Below are 14,713 nucleotides of genomic sequence, written 5' to 3'. Positions count from 1 at the left end.
CCGATGGGCTCGGCGCTAAATGTCGGTCGGGGCTCCTATGGTCGTGACCGTGGAGAACGCCGTGCAGGGGACGCTGGACGAGCTGGGCACGCCGCTCAGCGAGATCACGTTCGTGGTGTTCGACCTGGAGACCACGGGAGTCTCCGCGGGAGAACACGCGATCACCGAGATCGGCGCGGTCAAGGTCCGGGGCGGGCGGGTGCTGGGCGAGTTCGGCACCCTGGTCGACCCGGGGACGCCGATCCCCCCGTTCATCTCGGTGCTGACCGGCATCACCGACGTCATGGTCGCGGCGGCGCCGAAGATCGGGTCCGTGCTCCCGGCCTTCCTCGAGTTCGCCCGCGGCGCCACGCTGGTGGCCCACAACGCCGGCTTCGACGTGGGGTTCGTCAAGGCGGCCTGCGCCGCGCACGGCTATCCCCCTCCCGAGCACCCGGTCGTCGACACCGTCACCCTGGCCCGCAAGCTGCTCACCCGCGACGAGGCGCCCAACTGCAAGCTCGCCACGCTGGCGCGGCTGTTCAGCTCGACCGAGCCGTGCCACCGCGCCCTGTCCGACGCCCGGGCCACCGTGGACGTGCTGCACGCGCTGCTGGAGCGGGCGGGCTCCTTCGGCGTGCACACCCTGGAGGAGCTGAAGGGCTTCACCCGCACGCCCACGCCCGAGCAGCGCCGCAAGCGGCACCTGGCCGAGGCGGTCCCCGCCGCCCCCGGCGTCTACGTCTTCGAGGACGAGCGCGGCGACCCGCTCTACGTCGGCAAGAGCGTCAACCTCCGCACCCGGGTGCGCAGCTACTTCACCGCGAGCGAGACCCGGCCCCGGATCCGGGAGATGGTCGGCATCGCCGTGCGGGTCCGGCCGATCGTCTGCGCGACTCCGCTGGAGGCCGAGGTGCGGGAGCTGCGGCTGATCGGCTCGGCCAAGCCCCGCTACAACCGCAGGTCGCGCTTCCCGGAGAAGGTCGTCTGGCTGAAGCTCACCGACGAGCCCTTCCCTCGCCTGTCGGTCGTGCGCGAGCTCAAGGACGACGGAGCCGGCTACCTGGGCCCGTTCGGCAGCGTGCGCGCCGCCGAGGAGGCCCGCACCGCGTTGTACGAGGCGGTGCCGCTCCGCCAGTGCACGGACAAGATCCCGCTGCGGGTCACCGACCGCACCAGGCGGTCGGCGTGCGCGCTGGCCGGGCTCGGCAGGTGCGGCGCCCCGTGCGAGGGCCGCCAGAGCGCCGAGGAGTACGGCGTGCACGTCGTCGCCGCCCGCCGGGTCATGGAACTGGACGCCGGCCCGGTCTTCTCCGCGATCGAGGCCCGGATGGAGCGGCTCTCGCAGGACCAGCGCTACGAGGAGGCCGCCGCCGACCGCGACCGGCTCGCCGCCTACGTGCGTGTCTCGGCCCGGATGCAGCGGCTCCGGTCGCTGACCTCGATCCCGCAGATGGTGGCCGCCGCCCCGATGGCGGACGGCCGGTGGGAGGTCCACGTCATCCGGTACGGCCGCCTGGCCTCCGCCGGGGTCATGCCCAGGGGCGCCCATCCCACTCCGTTCGTGGACGCGCTGACGGCCACCGCCGAGACCGTCGCGCCGGGTCCCGGCCCCATCCCGGCGGCCGGGGCCGAGGAGACCGAGTGCATCCTGCGCTGGCTGGAGTCCCCGGGCGTGCGGCTGGTCCAGGTCGAGGGCGGCTGGAGCCTGCCGGTGGCGGGCGCGGGCCGGCTCAAGGAGCGGATCGACCGCGCCTACCAGGGGCTGGGCACGGAGCCGCACCGGCGGCGTGAGGGCCGTCCGGAGCGCTGATAACTTCGGAGACTGCAAGCCGTACTCAACGAGGAGGAAAGCCCGTGGTCACCGCGATCGTGCACATCAACGCCGAGGTGGACCGGATCCCCGAGGTCGCCCAGACGATCGCCGAGATCGACGGGGTGAGCGAGGTCTACTCGATCACCGGCGAATACGACCTGATGGCCATGGTCCGCGTCGCCGCCTACGAGGAGATCGCCGAGGTCATCCCGGGCCGCATCAACAAGGTGGCCGGGGTCCTGCACACCGAGACGCACATCGCCTTCCGCGCCTACTCCCGGCACGACCTCGACGCCGCCTTCTCCATCGGGCTCAACGAGGCCGACTGAGGCGGGCGGCACGGGCCGCTCCCGGGCACGGAGCGGCCTCCCCTGCGGGCCGGGGGCGCCGTGCGCGAACCGCACGGCTCCCCCGCGGCATCGTCACGACCGCAGCGCCGCGCTGACCTCGATCCAGCGGTCGAGGGTCGCCGCGGCGGCGCCGGAGTCGACGGCCCGCGTGGCCCGCGCGTAGGCCTCGGTCATCCCGGCCTCCAAGTCGTCCCCGGGGCCGTCGAGCGCGACCAGGGCGGCGGCCGCGTTGAGCAGCACCGCGTCGCGGACCGGCCCGGTCTTCCCGCCGAGGAGGTCGTGCACGGCCTGGGCGTTGAAAACCACGTCCCCCCCGCGCAGCGCCTCCGCCTCCGCCCGGGGGATGCCGAGCACGGCCGGGTCGAAGACGGTCTGCGTGGCGGCGCCGTCCCGGACCACCCAGACCGTGGACGTGGTGGCGATGGTCAGCTCGTCGAGGCCGTCGTCGCCCCGGAAGACCAGGGCGGAGACGCCCCGCTCGGCGAAGACGCCGGCCACGACCGGGAGCATGCGCGCGTCGTAGACGCCGATCGCCTGGGCGGCCGGGCGGGCCGGGTTGGTCAGCGGGCCGAGGAAGTTGAAGACCGTCGGCACGCCGATCTCCTTGCGCGGCGGGCCGGCGAAACGCAGCGCGGGGTGGTAGACCGGCGCGAAGCAGAAGGCGATGCCCGCCTCGACGGCGACCCTGGCGGTGTCCGCCGGAGCCAGGTCGAGCACGACCCCGAGGTGCTCCAGCACGTCGGCGGCCCCGCAGGAGGAGGAGGCGGCCCGGTTGCCGTGCTTGACCACCCGCGCGCCCGCGGCCGCGGCCACGATCGCGGCCATGGTGGAGACGTTGACCGTGTGGGCCCGGTCGCCGCCGGTGCCGACGATGTCGACGACGGGACCCTCGACCGAGAGCGGGGTGGCTCGCTCCAGCATGGTGCGCGCCAGGCCGGTCACCTCGGCGACGGTCTCCCCCTTCGCGCGCAGCGCCACGGCGAAGCCGGCGATCTGAGCGGGCGTCGCCGAGCCGGACATGATCTCGTTCATCGCCCAGGCGGTCTCGTCGGCCGTCAGGTGCTCACCGGCGAGCAGGGCCGACAGCAGCGCGGGCCAGGTCGTGCGCGCGTCCATGGGGGTCTCCGTAAGGGGGTTTGTCCGGTCTTTTCGGAAATGGATCGTGCCGGTGCTTCTATCGGGCGGTCAGACGGGTGGAGAGACGCCTGCGCATCAGGTCGGCCACGGTGTCGGCCAGCGTCACGGGGTCGATCGGCTGCGCCACGACCGCCTCGGCGCGGGACCACTCGGCCAGCCAGCGGTCGTCCCGGCGGGCGATCAGCAGGCAGATCGGCGGGCAGTCGTGGACCTCGTCCTTGGCCTGGCGCGCCACGCCCATGCCGCCGGCCGGCTTCGCCTCCGCGTCGAGCACGGCGACGTCGATCTCACCCGAGTCGAAGTGCTGGACGACCTTCGCGTGGGTGGCGCACTCCACGATCTCCACGAGGGGCACGTCGGCGGCGGGACGCCGGCCGATCGCCTGGCGCACCTTCTCGCGGGTGCCCGCGTCGTCGCTGTAGACGAGAACCCTCATTTTGTCGTCGGTGCTCACGGTCGCGCTCGCTATCCCTTGTCGATGTATGGTCACCTGGGATGCTACCGGTCACCTCGTCTGGGGGCCCAGACCGGAGGTCCCGGCACACAAAATGCCCCACACGTCCAGATTAGAGGGACGTTTGAACCCCCTACCGGGGGGTCGTGCGGCGACCCGACCAGGGGAGCCGCAATAATGCTGCCCGTGGCGACAGCATCCGCAATTTCAACGACGACGACAGCACACTCGTCCGGCAGACCCGATCTGGTCAGCGTCGGGACGATCGTCTGGCTGTCCTCTGAGCTCATGTTCTTCGCGGCGCTGTTCGCGATGTACTTCACCATCCGGTCGGTGAGCATCGGCCAGGGCGTCACGAACTGGCCCGAACCTCACCTGAACGTCCCGTTCGCGTTGGCCAACACGATCATCCTGGTCCTGTCGAGTGTGACCTGCCAGCTGGGCGTCTGGGCCGCCGAGAAGGGCCAGGTCGCCAAGCTGCGCTTCTGGTACATCGTCAGCTTCATCATGGGCGCCGTCTTCGTCGCCGGTCAGCTGTACGAGTACGGCCAGCTTGTCAGCGAGGGGCACACCCTGTCGCACACCGCGTACGACTCGGTGTTCTACCTGGCCACTGGCTTCCACGGACTCCACGTGACCGGTGGACTGATCGCGTTCCTGTTCATGCTGGGACGTACGTACGCCGCGAAGCGCTTCACCCGTGAGCAGGCGACCAGCGCGATCGTCGTGTCCTACTACTGGCACTTCGTCGACGTGGTCTGGATCGGGCTTTTCGTAACCATCTACGGCATCCATTAAGGAATCGGGGATCTCTGTGAATAGGATCACCGCTGGGCGGCGGCATCCCCTCGCGAGATACGCCGTCCTGCTTCTGGCCTTGGGGCTGCTCGGGGTCGCCTACACCCTGGCAGTCCCCACGGACGATCGGGCCGCCGCGTCCATCGCCTCCGGCAAGGTCGACAACGTGGCGGAGGGCAAGCGCCTGTTCGAGCAGAGCTGTTCGAGCTGCCACGGACTCAACGCCGAGGGCATCCCCGACCGCGGTCCGAGCCTGGTGGGCGTCGGCTGGGCGGCGGTGGACTTCCAGGTCAGCAGCGGCCGCATGCCGATGACCCAGCCCGGCGCCCAGGCCCCGCGCAAGAAGCCCGCCGAGTGGGTCAACGACGAGACCATCAAGCAGCTCGGCGCCTACATCCAGTCCCTCGGCGGCGGCCCGGTGCCCCCGACCGAGGAGCAGGTCGACGCTTCCAAGGGCAGCCGGGCGAAGGGCGGTGAGCTGTTCCGCGCGAACTGCATCCAGTGCCACAACTTCGTCGGCGCCGGCGGTGCCCTGACCCAGGGCAAGTACGCCCCCGAGCTGACCGAGGCCACCCCGAAGCAGATCTACGAGGCCATGGCCACCGGTCCGCAGGCGATGCCGGTGTTCAACGACAGCATCATCACGCCCGATCAGAAGCGAGACATGATCGCCTACATCGTGGGCCTGCAGAACGAGCCCAACCCGGGCGGCGCCGGCCTCGGCCGCATCGGCCCGGTCACCGAGGGCCTGCTGCTCTGGGTCGTGGGCATCAGCCTGCTCGTCCTGGCCGCCATCTGGATCACCGCGAAGAAGCGACAGGCCAAATGACAGACAACAATCACGACATCGAGCAGCCCGACGAGCGCGTTCCCAAGCGTGTCGTCGGCACCCCCTCTCCCGCCGCGAGCGCGACCCTGCTCGGCGCGAAGGAGACCGCCGGCGGAGTCGACGTCCCGGGCGTGAACCTGCAGGACGAGAAGACCGCGAAGAAGGGCGAGAAGATCGCCGCCCTGTGCTTCACGATCACGCTCCTGTCCGGGATCGCGTTCATCGTCTCCTACGTGGCCTTCCAGGTCCACGGCGTGGAGAGCGCCGGGATCTCCAACGTGGCCCTGGGCGGTTCGCTCACGCTGGCTCTGCTCTCGCTGGCCTCGGGCCTCGTGGTCTGGGTCCGCATGATCATGCCCAAGTACACGCTGGTCCAGGAGCGCCACCTGATGGCCTCCGACGGCGGGACCCGGTCCTACGTCGGCGAGACCTTCCTGCAGGGCGCGGCCGAGAGCGGCATCACCAAGCGGCCGCTGCTGCGCCGTACGCTCCTGGCCGCCGCGGCCCCGCTGGGCCTGGCCCCGCTGGTGCTGCTGCGCGACCTGGGCCCGTCCTACGCCGACTTCCCGGAGAAGCTGCGGCACACCGTCTGGGGCGAGAAGACCAAGGAGGGCAAGAACCGCAGGCTCGTCGTCGAGGGCACCGGGGCGCCGATCCGCGCGGCGGACTTCAACTCCCCCGGCGGCATCCTGTCGGTCGTGCCCGAGGGCTACGAGCACGACCTCAACGCCCTGGCCAAGGCCGTCCTGATCCTGATCAAGTTCCGCCCGGAGGAGCTCAAGTCCGGCACGAACCTGAACTGGACGCACGACGGCATCGTGGCCTACTCCAAGATCTGCACGCACGTCGGCTGCCCCGCGGCCCTCTACGAGCAGACCACGCACCACATCCTGTGCCCGTGCCACCAGTCGACCTTCGACGCCGCCGACGGCGCCAAGGTCGTCTTCGGCCCGGCCGCCCGGCCGCTGCCGCAGCTGCCGATCGCGGTCGACAACGAGGGCTACCTCGTCGCCACGGGCGACTTCGCCGTCCCCGTCGGTCCCAGCTTCTGGGAGCGCGGCGACGCCGAGGCCGAGGTCCGTGAGAAGGGAGGCCACGCATGAGCAGCGTCGGCCCTGCCAGCAACGTCCCCAAGCCCATCGCGGGCCCGAGCAGCTACCTCGACGACCGCCTGGGCGCGGGGAACTTCCTCAAGCGCAACCTGCGCAAGGTCTTCCCCGACCACTGGTCGTTCCTGCTGGGCGAGATCGCGCTCTACTCGTTCATCGTCCTGCTGCTCACCGGTACGTTCCTGACGTTCTTCTTCAAGCCCAGCATGGAGCACGTCATCTACAACGGCTCCTACGACGGCCTCAAGGGCGTCGGGATGTCCGCGGCGTACGCCTCGACGCTGGAGATCAGCTTCGACGTCCGCGGTGGTCTGCTCATGCGGCAGATGCACCACTGGGCCGCCCTTCTGTTCGTCGCGGGCATGATGGTGCACGCGCTCCGCGTGTTCTTCACCGGTGCGTACCGCAAGCCGCGCGAACTGAACTGGCTCATCGGCGTCCTGATGCTCACCCTGGCCCTGCTGGAGGGCCTGACCGGCTACTCCCTCCCCGACGACCTGCTCTCCGGGGCCGGTCTGCGGATCACCGAGGGCGTGGCGATCTCGCTGCCGCTGATCGGCACGTGGCTCACGTTCTTCCTGTTCGGCGGCGAGTATCCGGGCGAGGACGTCATCTCCCGGTTCTACTCGCTGCACATCCTGCTCATCCCGGGCATCCTGCTGGCGCTGATCTCCGCCCACATGATCCTCATGTGGGTGCAGAAGCACACGCAAATGCCGGGCAAGGGCCGGACGAACACCAACGTGGTGGGCGCCCCCTTCTACCCGGCCTTCATGGCCAAGGCCGGCGCCTACTTCATGTTCACCTTCGGCGTCATCGCGCTGCTGGGCACCTTCGGGCAGATCAACCCGATCTGGCTGTTCGGTCCCTACACGCCGGCGGACATCTCGGCGGGCTCCCAGCCCGACTACTACATGGGCTTCCTGGAGGGCGCGCTCCGCATGATGCCCGCCTGGGAGATCAACATCTGGGGCTTCACGCTTCCGCTGAGCGTGCTGATCCCGGCGCTGGTCCCGATGGGGATCATCATGACCGGCCTGGCGCTGTACCCGTTCGTCGAGCAGTGGGTGACCGGTGACCGCCGCGAGCACCACGTCGCGGACCGTCCCCGCAACAACCCGCACCGGACCGCGATCGGCATCTCTGCGATCACGTTCTACGGCCTGCTGTGGATCCTCGGCGCGAACGACGAGATCTCCTGGACCTTCCAGATCTCGCTGAACTGGACGACCTACATCGGCCGGGTCCTGATCTTCGTGGCTCCGGTGGTCGCCTACATCGTCACCTACCGGGTCTGCCTCGGCCTGCAGCGCAGCGACGCCGCGGTCATCGGGCACGGCGTGGAGTCGGGTGTCATCAAGCGCCTGCCCCACGGCGAGTACATCGAGGTCCACGTGCCCCCGGCCGAGGACATCGAGGCCCACATTCGGGGCAAGGAGCCGATCCCGGTCATCCCCGGGGCCGACACCGAGCCCGGCGGCATCCCGCCGAAGGGCCTGCGCGGCCCGATCGGCAGGCTGAAGGCCAAGCTGAGCAAGGCGTACGGCGGCGAGAAGATCCCGCTGGACGACGGCCACGGCGGTCACGCTCACGGCGACGCCGGCGAGCACACGGCGGTGGGCGCGAGCGAGGACAAGTCCCTCACCCACTAGCCGGAACGGCTGGACGGAGAAAGCGAGAGGCCCGGGCGGATCGACCGCCCGGGCCTCTCGCTTTCTCCTCACCGGGGCCTCCGGCTTTCTCCCCGCCGGGACCCGCGGCTCCGTGCCCGCCGGGACCCGCGCACCCCCTCACGGAGCGGGGGACGGAGTCAGGCGCTCCCGACGGCCTCGGTGGTGAAGCTCTTGGTGCTGCTCCAGCGGATCCACTGCCCCCATGTCTCCTGCCAGTGGCCCCAGCCGTTCAGGGGTTCGAGCCTCCGGGGCGAGCCGGTGATGATGATCGGGTCCCCGATCAGGGTGTTGTCGATGAACCAGCGCGCGTGGGCCGGGCTGACGTTGACGCAGCCGTGGCTGACGTTGGCCGAGCCCTGGGAGCCGACGGACCACGGCGCGCTGTGGACGTACTCGCCGCTGTTGGAGATCCGCACGGTGTTGTAGACGGTCATGCGGTAGTAGCCCGGCTGGCCGGGGCCGATGCCCGGCGAGGTCATGACGGTCACCGGCTCGCGGGACATGGCCAGGTGCACGCCACTGGTCGTGTGGTACTTCCACTGCCCGCCCTGGCCCGCGCTCATCGGGATCCTGCGGATCTCCTCGCCGCCGCGCCGCACCGTCAGCTGGTGGGTGTGGATGCTGCCCTCGGTGATCTGCGAGCGGCCGATCCTGAAGTCGAGGACCCGGTCGGCCTTGCCGTACAGGCCGTTGCCGCCGCGCACCCCGGACAGGCGGGCCTCCAGGCGGACCTTCGTGCCGGCCGGCCAGAAGGTCCTGGGGCGGAAGTGGACCGTCCGGTCGTCGAACCAGTGCCAGGCGCCCAGGACCGGCTTGGAGGTGCGGACCAGCAGGTTCCGCTCGACGGAGACCCGGTCGGAGACGTCGCGGTCGAAGGTGATCATGATGGGCATGCCGACGCCCACGGTCAGACCCGTGTAATCCCTGTCCGGCATGAGGCTCGCGATGGAGAAGGTCCCGGCGGGTCTCACCGTGGAGAAGGAGGTGACGGACTCGGTCGTCTCGCCGTCCGGGTTGACCGCCACCGCGGTGACCTCGTAGGAGGTCCCTGGAGCGGCCTGACCCTGGCTCCGCCACTGGGTGCCGTCGGCGCTCATCACGCCCGGCAGGGAGCCCTTGGGGCCCTTCACGGTGACCTTCTTCAGCGTCCCGTCCTGGACGCCGACCAGGACGGTGGTGTCCGTCGGCACGCCGCCGGTCCCGTCGGCGGGTGTCACGGTCACGCTCGCGGCGGCCCGCACCGCCCCGGGAGCCGCCCCGGCCCGCTGGGAAGGGGGCGCGCTCTCCTGTACGGCCGCGGCGTTCGCCGTCGGTCCCACCCCCATCAGCGCCAGGGCCAGCAGCCCCGGCGCGTACGTCGACCCACGGATCGCCTGCCGCACGTGAAGTCCCCCGTTTCCACTTGATCTTCTCCAGTCCGTTATTACCCGGAGTAAGCGTCACGGCATCTGATACATCACTCTTGAGCTGGCAATAAACGCCAAAAAGCGGGCCACGGAAGGTTTCCGTGACCCGCTTTCCGGTGAACCGCGGCGGGGCTCGCCCGGCCGGAGGCCGGGTCTCGCTCAGTGCGAGAAGTTGCCCCGGTAGTACTCGAAGACGAACCCGATCGTCGCCATGATCGTCGCGAAGACGCCGATCAGGAACAGCCACCAGCCGATGGCGAAACCTGCCGCGGTGAGCGCGACGGCGAGGCAGACGAAGAGCGGCCACCAGCTGTGCGGGCTGAAGAAGCCGAGCTCTCCGGCACCCTCGCTGATCTCGCCTTCCTTGTTGTCCTCCGGCTGGGCGCCGATCCGGCGGGCCGTGTACATCAGGTAGTAACCGATCATGAGGGCGAAGCCGACCGAGATCGCCATCGCCGTCGTGCCGACCGGCTCCTTGGACCAGAACCAGTAGACGACGTCCACCGCGGCGAAGAAGAGGCCGCAGAGGATGAACAGCCAGCCCTGAACCTTCATCGGTCCTCCTCCAGCTCACGCGGGGCCGTGATGTGCGGGTGCTTGAGGTCGAACGCGGGGCGCTCGGACCGGATGCGCGGCAGCGAGGTGAAGTTGTGCCGCGGCGGCGGGCAGGAGGTGGCCCACTCGAGCGAGCCTCCGTAGCCCCACGGGTCGTCGACCGTGACCTTGGGCGCCTTCTTGGCCGTCACCCACACGTTGTAGAGGAACGGCAGCGTGGAGGCGCCCAGGACGAAGGCGCCGATCGAGGAGACCATGTTCAGGTCGGTGAAGCCGTCGATCGGGCTGTAGTCGGCGTAGCGGCGCGGGAAGCCCTGAGCGCCCAGCCAGTGCTGCACCAGGAAGGTGGTGTGGAAGCCGATGAACAGGGTCCAGAAGTGGAACTTGCCCAGGGCGTCGTTGAGCATCTTGCCGGTGAACTTCGGCCACCAGAAGTAGAAGCCGGCGAACATCGCGAAGACCACGGTGCCGAAGACGACGTAGTGGAAGTGGGCCACCACGAAGTAGGAGTCCGACACCTGGAAGTCCAGCGGGGGCGAGGCCAGGATGACGCCGGTCAGGCCGCCGAACAGGAAGGTGACCAGGAAGCCGATCGAGAACAGCATCGGCGACTCGAACGACAGGTGCCCTCGCCACATCGTGCCGATCCAGTTGAAGAACTTCACACCGGTCGGCACCGCGATGAGGAAGGTCATGAACGAGAAGAACGGCAGCAGCACCTGGCCGGTCGGGAACATGTGGTGCGCCCACACCGTGATCGACAGGCCGGCGATGGCGATGGTCGCGCCGACCAGGCCGATGTAGCCGAACAGCGGCTTGCGGCTGAAGACCGGCAGGATCTCGGTCACGATGCCGAAGAACGGCAGCGCGATGATGTAGACCTCCGGGTGGCCGAAGAACCAGAACAGGTGCTGCCAGAGCAGCGGCCCGCCGGTCTGCGGGTCGAAGATGTGGGTGCCGAGCTTGCGGTCGGCCTCCAGGGCCAGCAGCGCGGCGGCGAGCACCGGGAAGGCCATCAGCACCAGGATCGAGGTGAGCAGCACGTTCCAGGTGAACATCGGCATGCGGAACATGGTCATGCCGGGCGCGCGCATGCAGATGATCGTGGTGATGAAGTTGACCGAGCCGAGGATCGTGCCCAGACCGCTGATGGTCAGGCCCATGATCCACAGGTCGCCGCCGATGCCCGGCGAGGCGATCGCGTTCGACAGCGGGGTGTAGGCGAACCAGCCGAAGCTGGCCGCGCCGCCCGGGGTGATGAAGCCCGACAGGGCGATGAGGCTGCCGAAGGTGAACAGCCAGTAGCTGACCATGTTCAGGCGCGGGAAGGCCACGTCGGGCGCGCCGATCTGCAGCGGCATGAGCTCGTTGGCGAAGCCGGCGAACAGCGGGGTGGCGAACATCAGCAGCATGACCGTGCCGTGCATGGTGAACAGCTGGTTGAACTGCTCGTTGCTGGTGACCTGCAGGCCCGGCTGGGCCAGCTCCGCCCGCATGATCAGCGCCATGACGCCGCCGATCAGGAAGAACACGAACGAGGTGATGAGGTAGAGGTGTCCGATCACCTTGTGGTCGGTGGACGACGCCCACTTCGCGATGATCGAGCCCTTGCGGGTCGTCACCGGCGCCAGGGCGACAGGTTCGTTAAGTGCGGTCACTGGGCACCCGCCTGACTAGCGATGTACTGGTCGAACTCGGCCTGAGACACGAGCTTGACGTTGAAGAGCATCCGGCTGTGGTCGACGCCGCACAGCTCGGCGCAGCGGCCGGCGTAGACGCCGGGCTTGTCCAGCGTCACGACCTGGAACCGGTTGTCCACGCCCGGGATCACGTCGAGCTTGAACTTGAACGCCGGGACCCAGAAGGAGTGGATGACGTCCGGCGAGGAGAGGTTGAACTGGATCCTCTTGCCGACCGGGAGCACCAGCTGCGGGCCCTGCTCGTAGTTGTCGGCGGGGATCCCGACGACCTCCGCCTTCTTGCCGGTGGCCTCGGTCGTGAAGCGCCAGCTCCACTGGAAGGCCTCGACCTTGACCGTCACGTCGGGCTTGGCCGACATGTCGGTGAGGTAGTTCTGGTCGCGGGCGGTGAAGAAGAACAGCACGCTGACCATGATCAGCGGCACGATCGTGTAGAGCATCTCGATCGGCAGGTTGTAGCGCACCTGCGGCGGGAGCTCCTTGGAGTTCTTCCTCTTGCGGTGGAAGGCCACCGACCACAGGATCAGGCCCCACACGACCGCACCGGTGGCCAGGGCGGCGATCCAGGATCCGTTCCACAGATCCTGGACGACCTCGGACTGCTCGGTGATGCCCTCAGGCATGCCACCGCGCTTCCACTCTTCAGCGCTACACGCCGTCGCGGACACCATCAGCAGCGCCAGAGCGGCAGTGCGTGGCACCCGGCGGCGGGCCAACGGACGCCGTGCAGAACGGCGGGTCGGACTCACGGATCGCCTACCCCACAGATGAAGCCCAGAAGTCTCTCCTGGGCGGTCGTTTATTCAGGTTCACAGCTTGCAGTTCACAGCTTTACGCTGGGGGACACATTAGCGCGGGCCGTCCCCGCCCTCCCGTCCAGCCCCCGATTGTGTCGCGCGTGGTGGGACGATTGGGGCGTGGCGTACTTCGACGCGGCCTCCACCGAGCCGCTGCATCCCCGGGCGCGCGAGGCCCTGACCGCGGCGCTCGACACCGGCTGGGCCGACCCGGCGAGGCTGTACGGCCCTGCCCGCCGGGCAAGGATGTTACTGGAACAGGCCCGGGCCGAGGTCGCCGAGGTGTTCGGCTGCCGGCCCGACGAGGTCTCCTTCACCGCCTCCGGCACCCAGGCGGTCCATCTGGGCGTGCTCGGCGTGTCGCGGGGACGGCGCCGGGCCGGTCGCCGCCTGGTCGTATCGGCGGTGGAGCACTCCAGCGTGCTGCACGCCGCCCAGGTCCACGAGCGCGACGGCGGCTCGGTGGAGACGGTCGGCGTCGGCCGTACCGGCGTGGTGGACCTGGCCGCCTTCGGCGCGGCGGTGCGCGGCGAGAGCGCAGAGGCCGGGGGCGACGGGGGCGGCGGGGGCGGGGGCACAGCCCTCGCCTGCCTGCAGAGCGCCAACCACGAGGTCGGCACGCTCCAGCCGGTCGCCGAGGCGGCGGCGCTGTGCGCCGAGGCCGGCGTGCCGCTGCTGGTGGACGCCGCGCAGACGGCGGGCCGCGCGCCCCTGCCCGGGGGCTGGTCGGTGCTGGCCGCGAGCGCGCACAAGTGGGGCGGCCCGGCCGGGGTCGGCGTGCTGGCCGTCCGCAAGGGCACCCGGTGGCGCGGGCCGCTGCCGGAGGACGAGCGCGAGCACCGCCGGGTGCCGGGGTTCGAGAACGTGCCCGCGATCGTCGCGGCCGCCGCCGCGCTGCGCGCCGCGGCGGAGGAGTCGGAGCAGGAGGGGGCCCGGCTCTCGGCGCTGGTCGACCGGATCAGGACGGAGGTGCCCCGGCTCGTCCCGGACGTCGAGGTCATCGGCGAGCCCGTCGCCAGGGCGCCGCACATCGTCACCTTCTCCTGCCTCTACGTGGAGGGGGAGGCGCTGCTCGCCGAACTCGACAAGGCCGGATTCTCCGTATCGTCCGGAAGTTCGTGCACGGCGAGTACGCTTCGTCCATCACATGTTCTGGAGGCCATGGGCGTGCTTACGCACGGGAACGTCCGGGTATCGCTGCCCCGTGGCACCTCCACCGCGGATGTCGACCGTTTCCTCGCCGTCCTGCCGGACATCGTCCGCGGGATCCGGGCGGATGCGGGAGTAAAGTCGTGATCATTATTCGGGGAGTGGGAACGCGATGACGTCCAGGCACACCGCCGCCCAGCAGGCCGCCCAGGCCCCGGCGCTGACCATCGACGCGCTGGGCAGGAAGTGCCCGATTCCCATCATCATGCTCGCCGAGCAGATCGGCCACGTCCCGCTGAACGGGGTCGTCGCCGTCCTCGCCGACGACCCGGCGGCCTTCACCGACATCCCCGCGTGGTGCCGCCTGAAGTCGCACCACCACGTGGGCAGCCACGAGCTTCCCCAGGGCGGCTGGTCGATCCATGTGCGCCGCAATTACTGACATGCCGGAAAGTGGGTAAGACCTCCCCCGGAAATCCACCACACGTTTCGGGGGGAAAGGTATGAGCGGAGAAACCGCCAAGGACGTGATGAGCTCCGGCTGCCAGTGCATCGAGTCGAACGAGTCACTCGAACGCGCCGCGCAGCTCATGCAGGAGCTGGGCGTCGGGGCACTGCCGATCTGCGGGCCCGACGACCGGCTGAAGGGCATCATCACCGACCGCGACATCGTCGTGAAGTGCGTCGCGCAGGGCAAGAGCCCGTCGCAGGTCACCGCCGGGGAGATGGCTACCGGCCTGGTCTGGGTGGCGGCCGACGCCAGCGTCGAGGAGGCGCTCTCCAAGATGGAGCAGAACCAGATCAAGCGGCTGCCGGTGATCGAGAACGGCCGCATCGTCGGCATGATCAGCGAGGCCGACCTGGCCAAGAACCTCTCCGACGACCAACTGGCCGACTTCGTCCACCGCGTCTACGCGGGAGCCTGACCTCCGGCGCCGTTCCGCGCGCCGTCCGACGCCCC

General features: G+C 69.7%; 15 protein-coding genes. 9 read left to right on the top strand and 6 right to left on the bottom strand.

The annotated features are described in order from the left end of the window. Nucleotides 1–37: 37 nt before the first annotated feature. Together HS041_RS16390 and HS041_RS16385 are read left to right on the top strand one after the other, a co-directional pair. Nucleotides 38–1,792, top strand: a complete 1,755-nt coding sequence (locus HS041_RS16390; RefSeq protein ID WP_196441539.1) for a DEDD exonuclease domain-containing protein — start codon at nt 38–40, stop codon at nt 1,790–1,792. Nucleotides 1,793–1,836: 44 nt separating this feature from the next. Next, the gene (locus tag HS041_RS16385) at nt 1,837–2,124 is read left to right on the top strand and encodes an Lrp/AsnC family transcriptional regulator (protein WP_196441538.1); all 288 of its coding nucleotides are present in this window, start codon (nt 1,837–1,839) and stop codon (nt 2,122–2,124) included. A 93-nt stretch (nt 2,125–2,217) separates the two neighbouring features. Here the strand turns inward: HS041_RS16385 and trpD are convergent, their stop codons facing one another. Both trpD and HS041_RS16375 read right to left on the bottom strand, forming a co-directional pair. Next, entirely contained in the window at nt 2,218–3,261 is a 1,044-nt protein-coding gene (gene trpD, locus HS041_RS16380; RefSeq protein WP_196441537.1) for an anthranilate phosphoribosyltransferase, read from the bottom strand. Between the two features lie 58 nt (nt 3,262–3,319). Beyond that, complete coding sequence (locus HS041_RS16375) at nt 3,320–3,718, bottom strand: DNA-binding transcriptional response regulator (RefSeq protein WP_196442530.1); 399 nt, start codon at nt 3,716–3,718, stop codon at nt 3,320–3,322. A 195-nt stretch (nt 3,719–3,913) separates the two neighbouring features. On the opposite strand from HS041_RS16375, the gene ctaE reads away from it, so the two are divergent. From ctaE to qcrB, 4 genes are read left to right on the top strand one after another with little or no spacing between them, the layout of a single operon-like run. Beyond that, the gene (gene ctaE / locus HS041_RS16370) at nt 3,914–4,534 is read left to right on the top strand and encodes an aa3-type cytochrome oxidase subunit III (RefSeq protein WP_196441536.1); all 621 of its coding nucleotides are present in this window, start codon (nt 3,914–3,916) and stop codon (nt 4,532–4,534) included. 16 nt (nt 4,535–4,550) lie between these two features. After that, nucleotides 4,551–5,363, top strand: coding sequence for a cytochrome bc1 complex diheme cytochrome c subunit (qcrC, locus tag HS041_RS16365; RefSeq protein WP_196441535.1), 813 nt, complete (start codon nt 4,551–4,553; stop codon nt 5,361–5,363). Beyond that, nucleotides 5,360–6,466 (top strand): cytochrome bc1 complex Rieske iron-sulfur subunit, encoded by a 1,107-nt coding sequence (qcrA, locus tag HS041_RS16360; RefSeq protein ID WP_196441534.1) that lies wholly within the window; start codon nt 5,360–5,362, stop codon nt 6,464–6,466. The genes qcrC and qcrA overlap by 4 nt, the downstream gene beginning before the upstream one ends. Next, entirely contained in the window at nt 6,463–8,124 is a 1,662-nt protein-coding gene (gene qcrB / locus HS041_RS16355) for a cytochrome bc1 complex cytochrome b subunit (RefSeq protein WP_196441533.1), read from the top strand. The genes qcrA and qcrB overlap by 4 nt, the downstream gene beginning before the upstream one ends. Before the next feature lie 158 nt (nt 8,125–8,282). On the opposite strand, the gene HS041_RS16350 is transcribed toward qcrB, so the two are convergent. From HS041_RS16350 to ctaC, 4 genes are all read right to left on the bottom strand, one after another. Continuing rightward, a complete protein-coding gene (locus HS041_RS16350) occupies nt 8,283–9,527 on the bottom strand; it encodes a L,D-transpeptidase (protein WP_196441532.1) in 1,245 nt (414 codons plus the stop codon). A 183-nt stretch (nt 9,528–9,710) separates the two neighbouring features. Continuing rightward, nucleotides 9,711–10,106: a cytochrome c oxidase subunit 4 gene (locus HS041_RS16345; protein WP_196441531.1), complete on the bottom strand. Its 396-nt coding sequence runs from the start codon at nt 10,104–10,106 to the stop codon at nt 9,711–9,713. Then, nucleotides 10,103–11,764 carry an aa3-type cytochrome oxidase subunit I gene (gene ctaD, locus HS041_RS16340; RefSeq protein WP_196441530.1) on the bottom strand — a complete coding sequence of 554 codons (1,662 nt, stop codon included), beginning with the start codon at nt 11,762–11,764 and terminating at the stop codon, nt 10,103–10,105. Before ctaD ends, HS041_RS16345 begins: the two co-directional genes overlap by 4 nt. Continuing rightward, entirely contained in the window at nt 11,761–12,507 is a 747-nt protein-coding gene (gene ctaC / locus HS041_RS16335; RefSeq protein ID WP_501224831.1) for an aa3-type cytochrome oxidase subunit II, read from the bottom strand. The genes ctaD and ctaC overlap by 4 nt, the downstream gene beginning before the upstream one ends. A gap of 216 nt (nt 12,508–12,723) precedes the next feature. Here ctaC and HS041_RS16330 point away from each other — a divergent pair, with 216 nt between their 5' ends. The 3 genes from HS041_RS16330 (at nt 12,724) to HS041_RS16320 (ending at nt 14,678) form a co-directional block, all read left to right on the top strand. Next, a complete protein-coding gene (locus HS041_RS16330; RefSeq protein WP_196441529.1) occupies nt 12,724–13,899 on the top strand; it encodes a cysteine desulfurase family protein in 1,176 nt (391 codons plus the stop codon). A gap of 25 nt (nt 13,900–13,924) precedes the next feature. Next, entirely contained in the window at nt 13,925–14,194 is a 270-nt protein-coding gene (locus tag HS041_RS16325) for a sulfurtransferase TusA family protein (RefSeq protein WP_196441528.1), read from the top strand. A 61-nt stretch (nt 14,195–14,255) separates the two neighbouring features. After that, nucleotides 14,256–14,678, top strand: a complete 423-nt coding sequence (locus tag HS041_RS16320; protein ID WP_196441527.1) for a CBS domain-containing protein — start codon at nt 14,256–14,258, stop codon at nt 14,676–14,678. Nucleotides 14,679–14,713: the final 35 nt, after the last annotated feature.

This window comes from Planomonospora sp. ID67723 (assembly GCF_015711605.1).
Lineage (GTDB): Bacteria > Actinomycetota > Actinomycetes > Streptosporangiales > Streptosporangiaceae > Planomonospora_A.
Note: the sequence above shows the minus strand (reverse complement) of the source record. Positions and strands in the feature narration are given on the sequence as shown.

Coding starts and splice junctions, on each gene's coding strand:
- HS041_RS16345 (WP_196441531.1), bottom strand. CDS start 10,106: ATGAAGGTTCAGGGCTGGCTGTTCATCCTCTGCGGCCTCTTCTTCGCC.
- ctaE (WP_196441536.1), top strand. CDS start 3,914: ATGCTGCCCGTGGCGACAGCATCCGCAATTTCAACGACGACGACAGCA.
- HS041_RS16390 (WP_196441539.1), top strand. CDS start 38: ATGGTCGTGACCGTGGAGAACGCCGTGCAGGGGACGCTGGACGAGCTG.
- qcrB (WP_196441533.1), top strand. CDS start 6,463: ATGAGCAGCGTCGGCCCTGCCAGCAACGTCCCCAAGCCCATCGCGGGC.
- qcrA (WP_196441534.1), top strand. CDS start 5,360: ATGACAGACAACAATCACGACATCGAGCAGCCCGACGAGCGCGTTCCC.
- HS041_RS16325 (WP_196441528.1), top strand. CDS start 13,925: ATGACGTCCAGGCACACCGCCGCCCAGCAGGCCGCCCAGGCCCCGGCG.
- HS041_RS16375 (WP_196442530.1), bottom strand. CDS start 3,718: ATGAGGGTTCTCGTCTACAGCGACGACGCGGGCACCCGCGAGAAGGTG.
- trpD (WP_196441537.1), bottom strand. CDS start 3,261: ATGGACGCGCGCACGACCTGGCCCGCGCTGCTGTCGGCCCTGCTCGCC.
- HS041_RS16320 (WP_196441527.1), top strand. CDS start 14,256: ATGAGCGGAGAAACCGCCAAGGACGTGATGAGCTCCGGCTGCCAGTGC.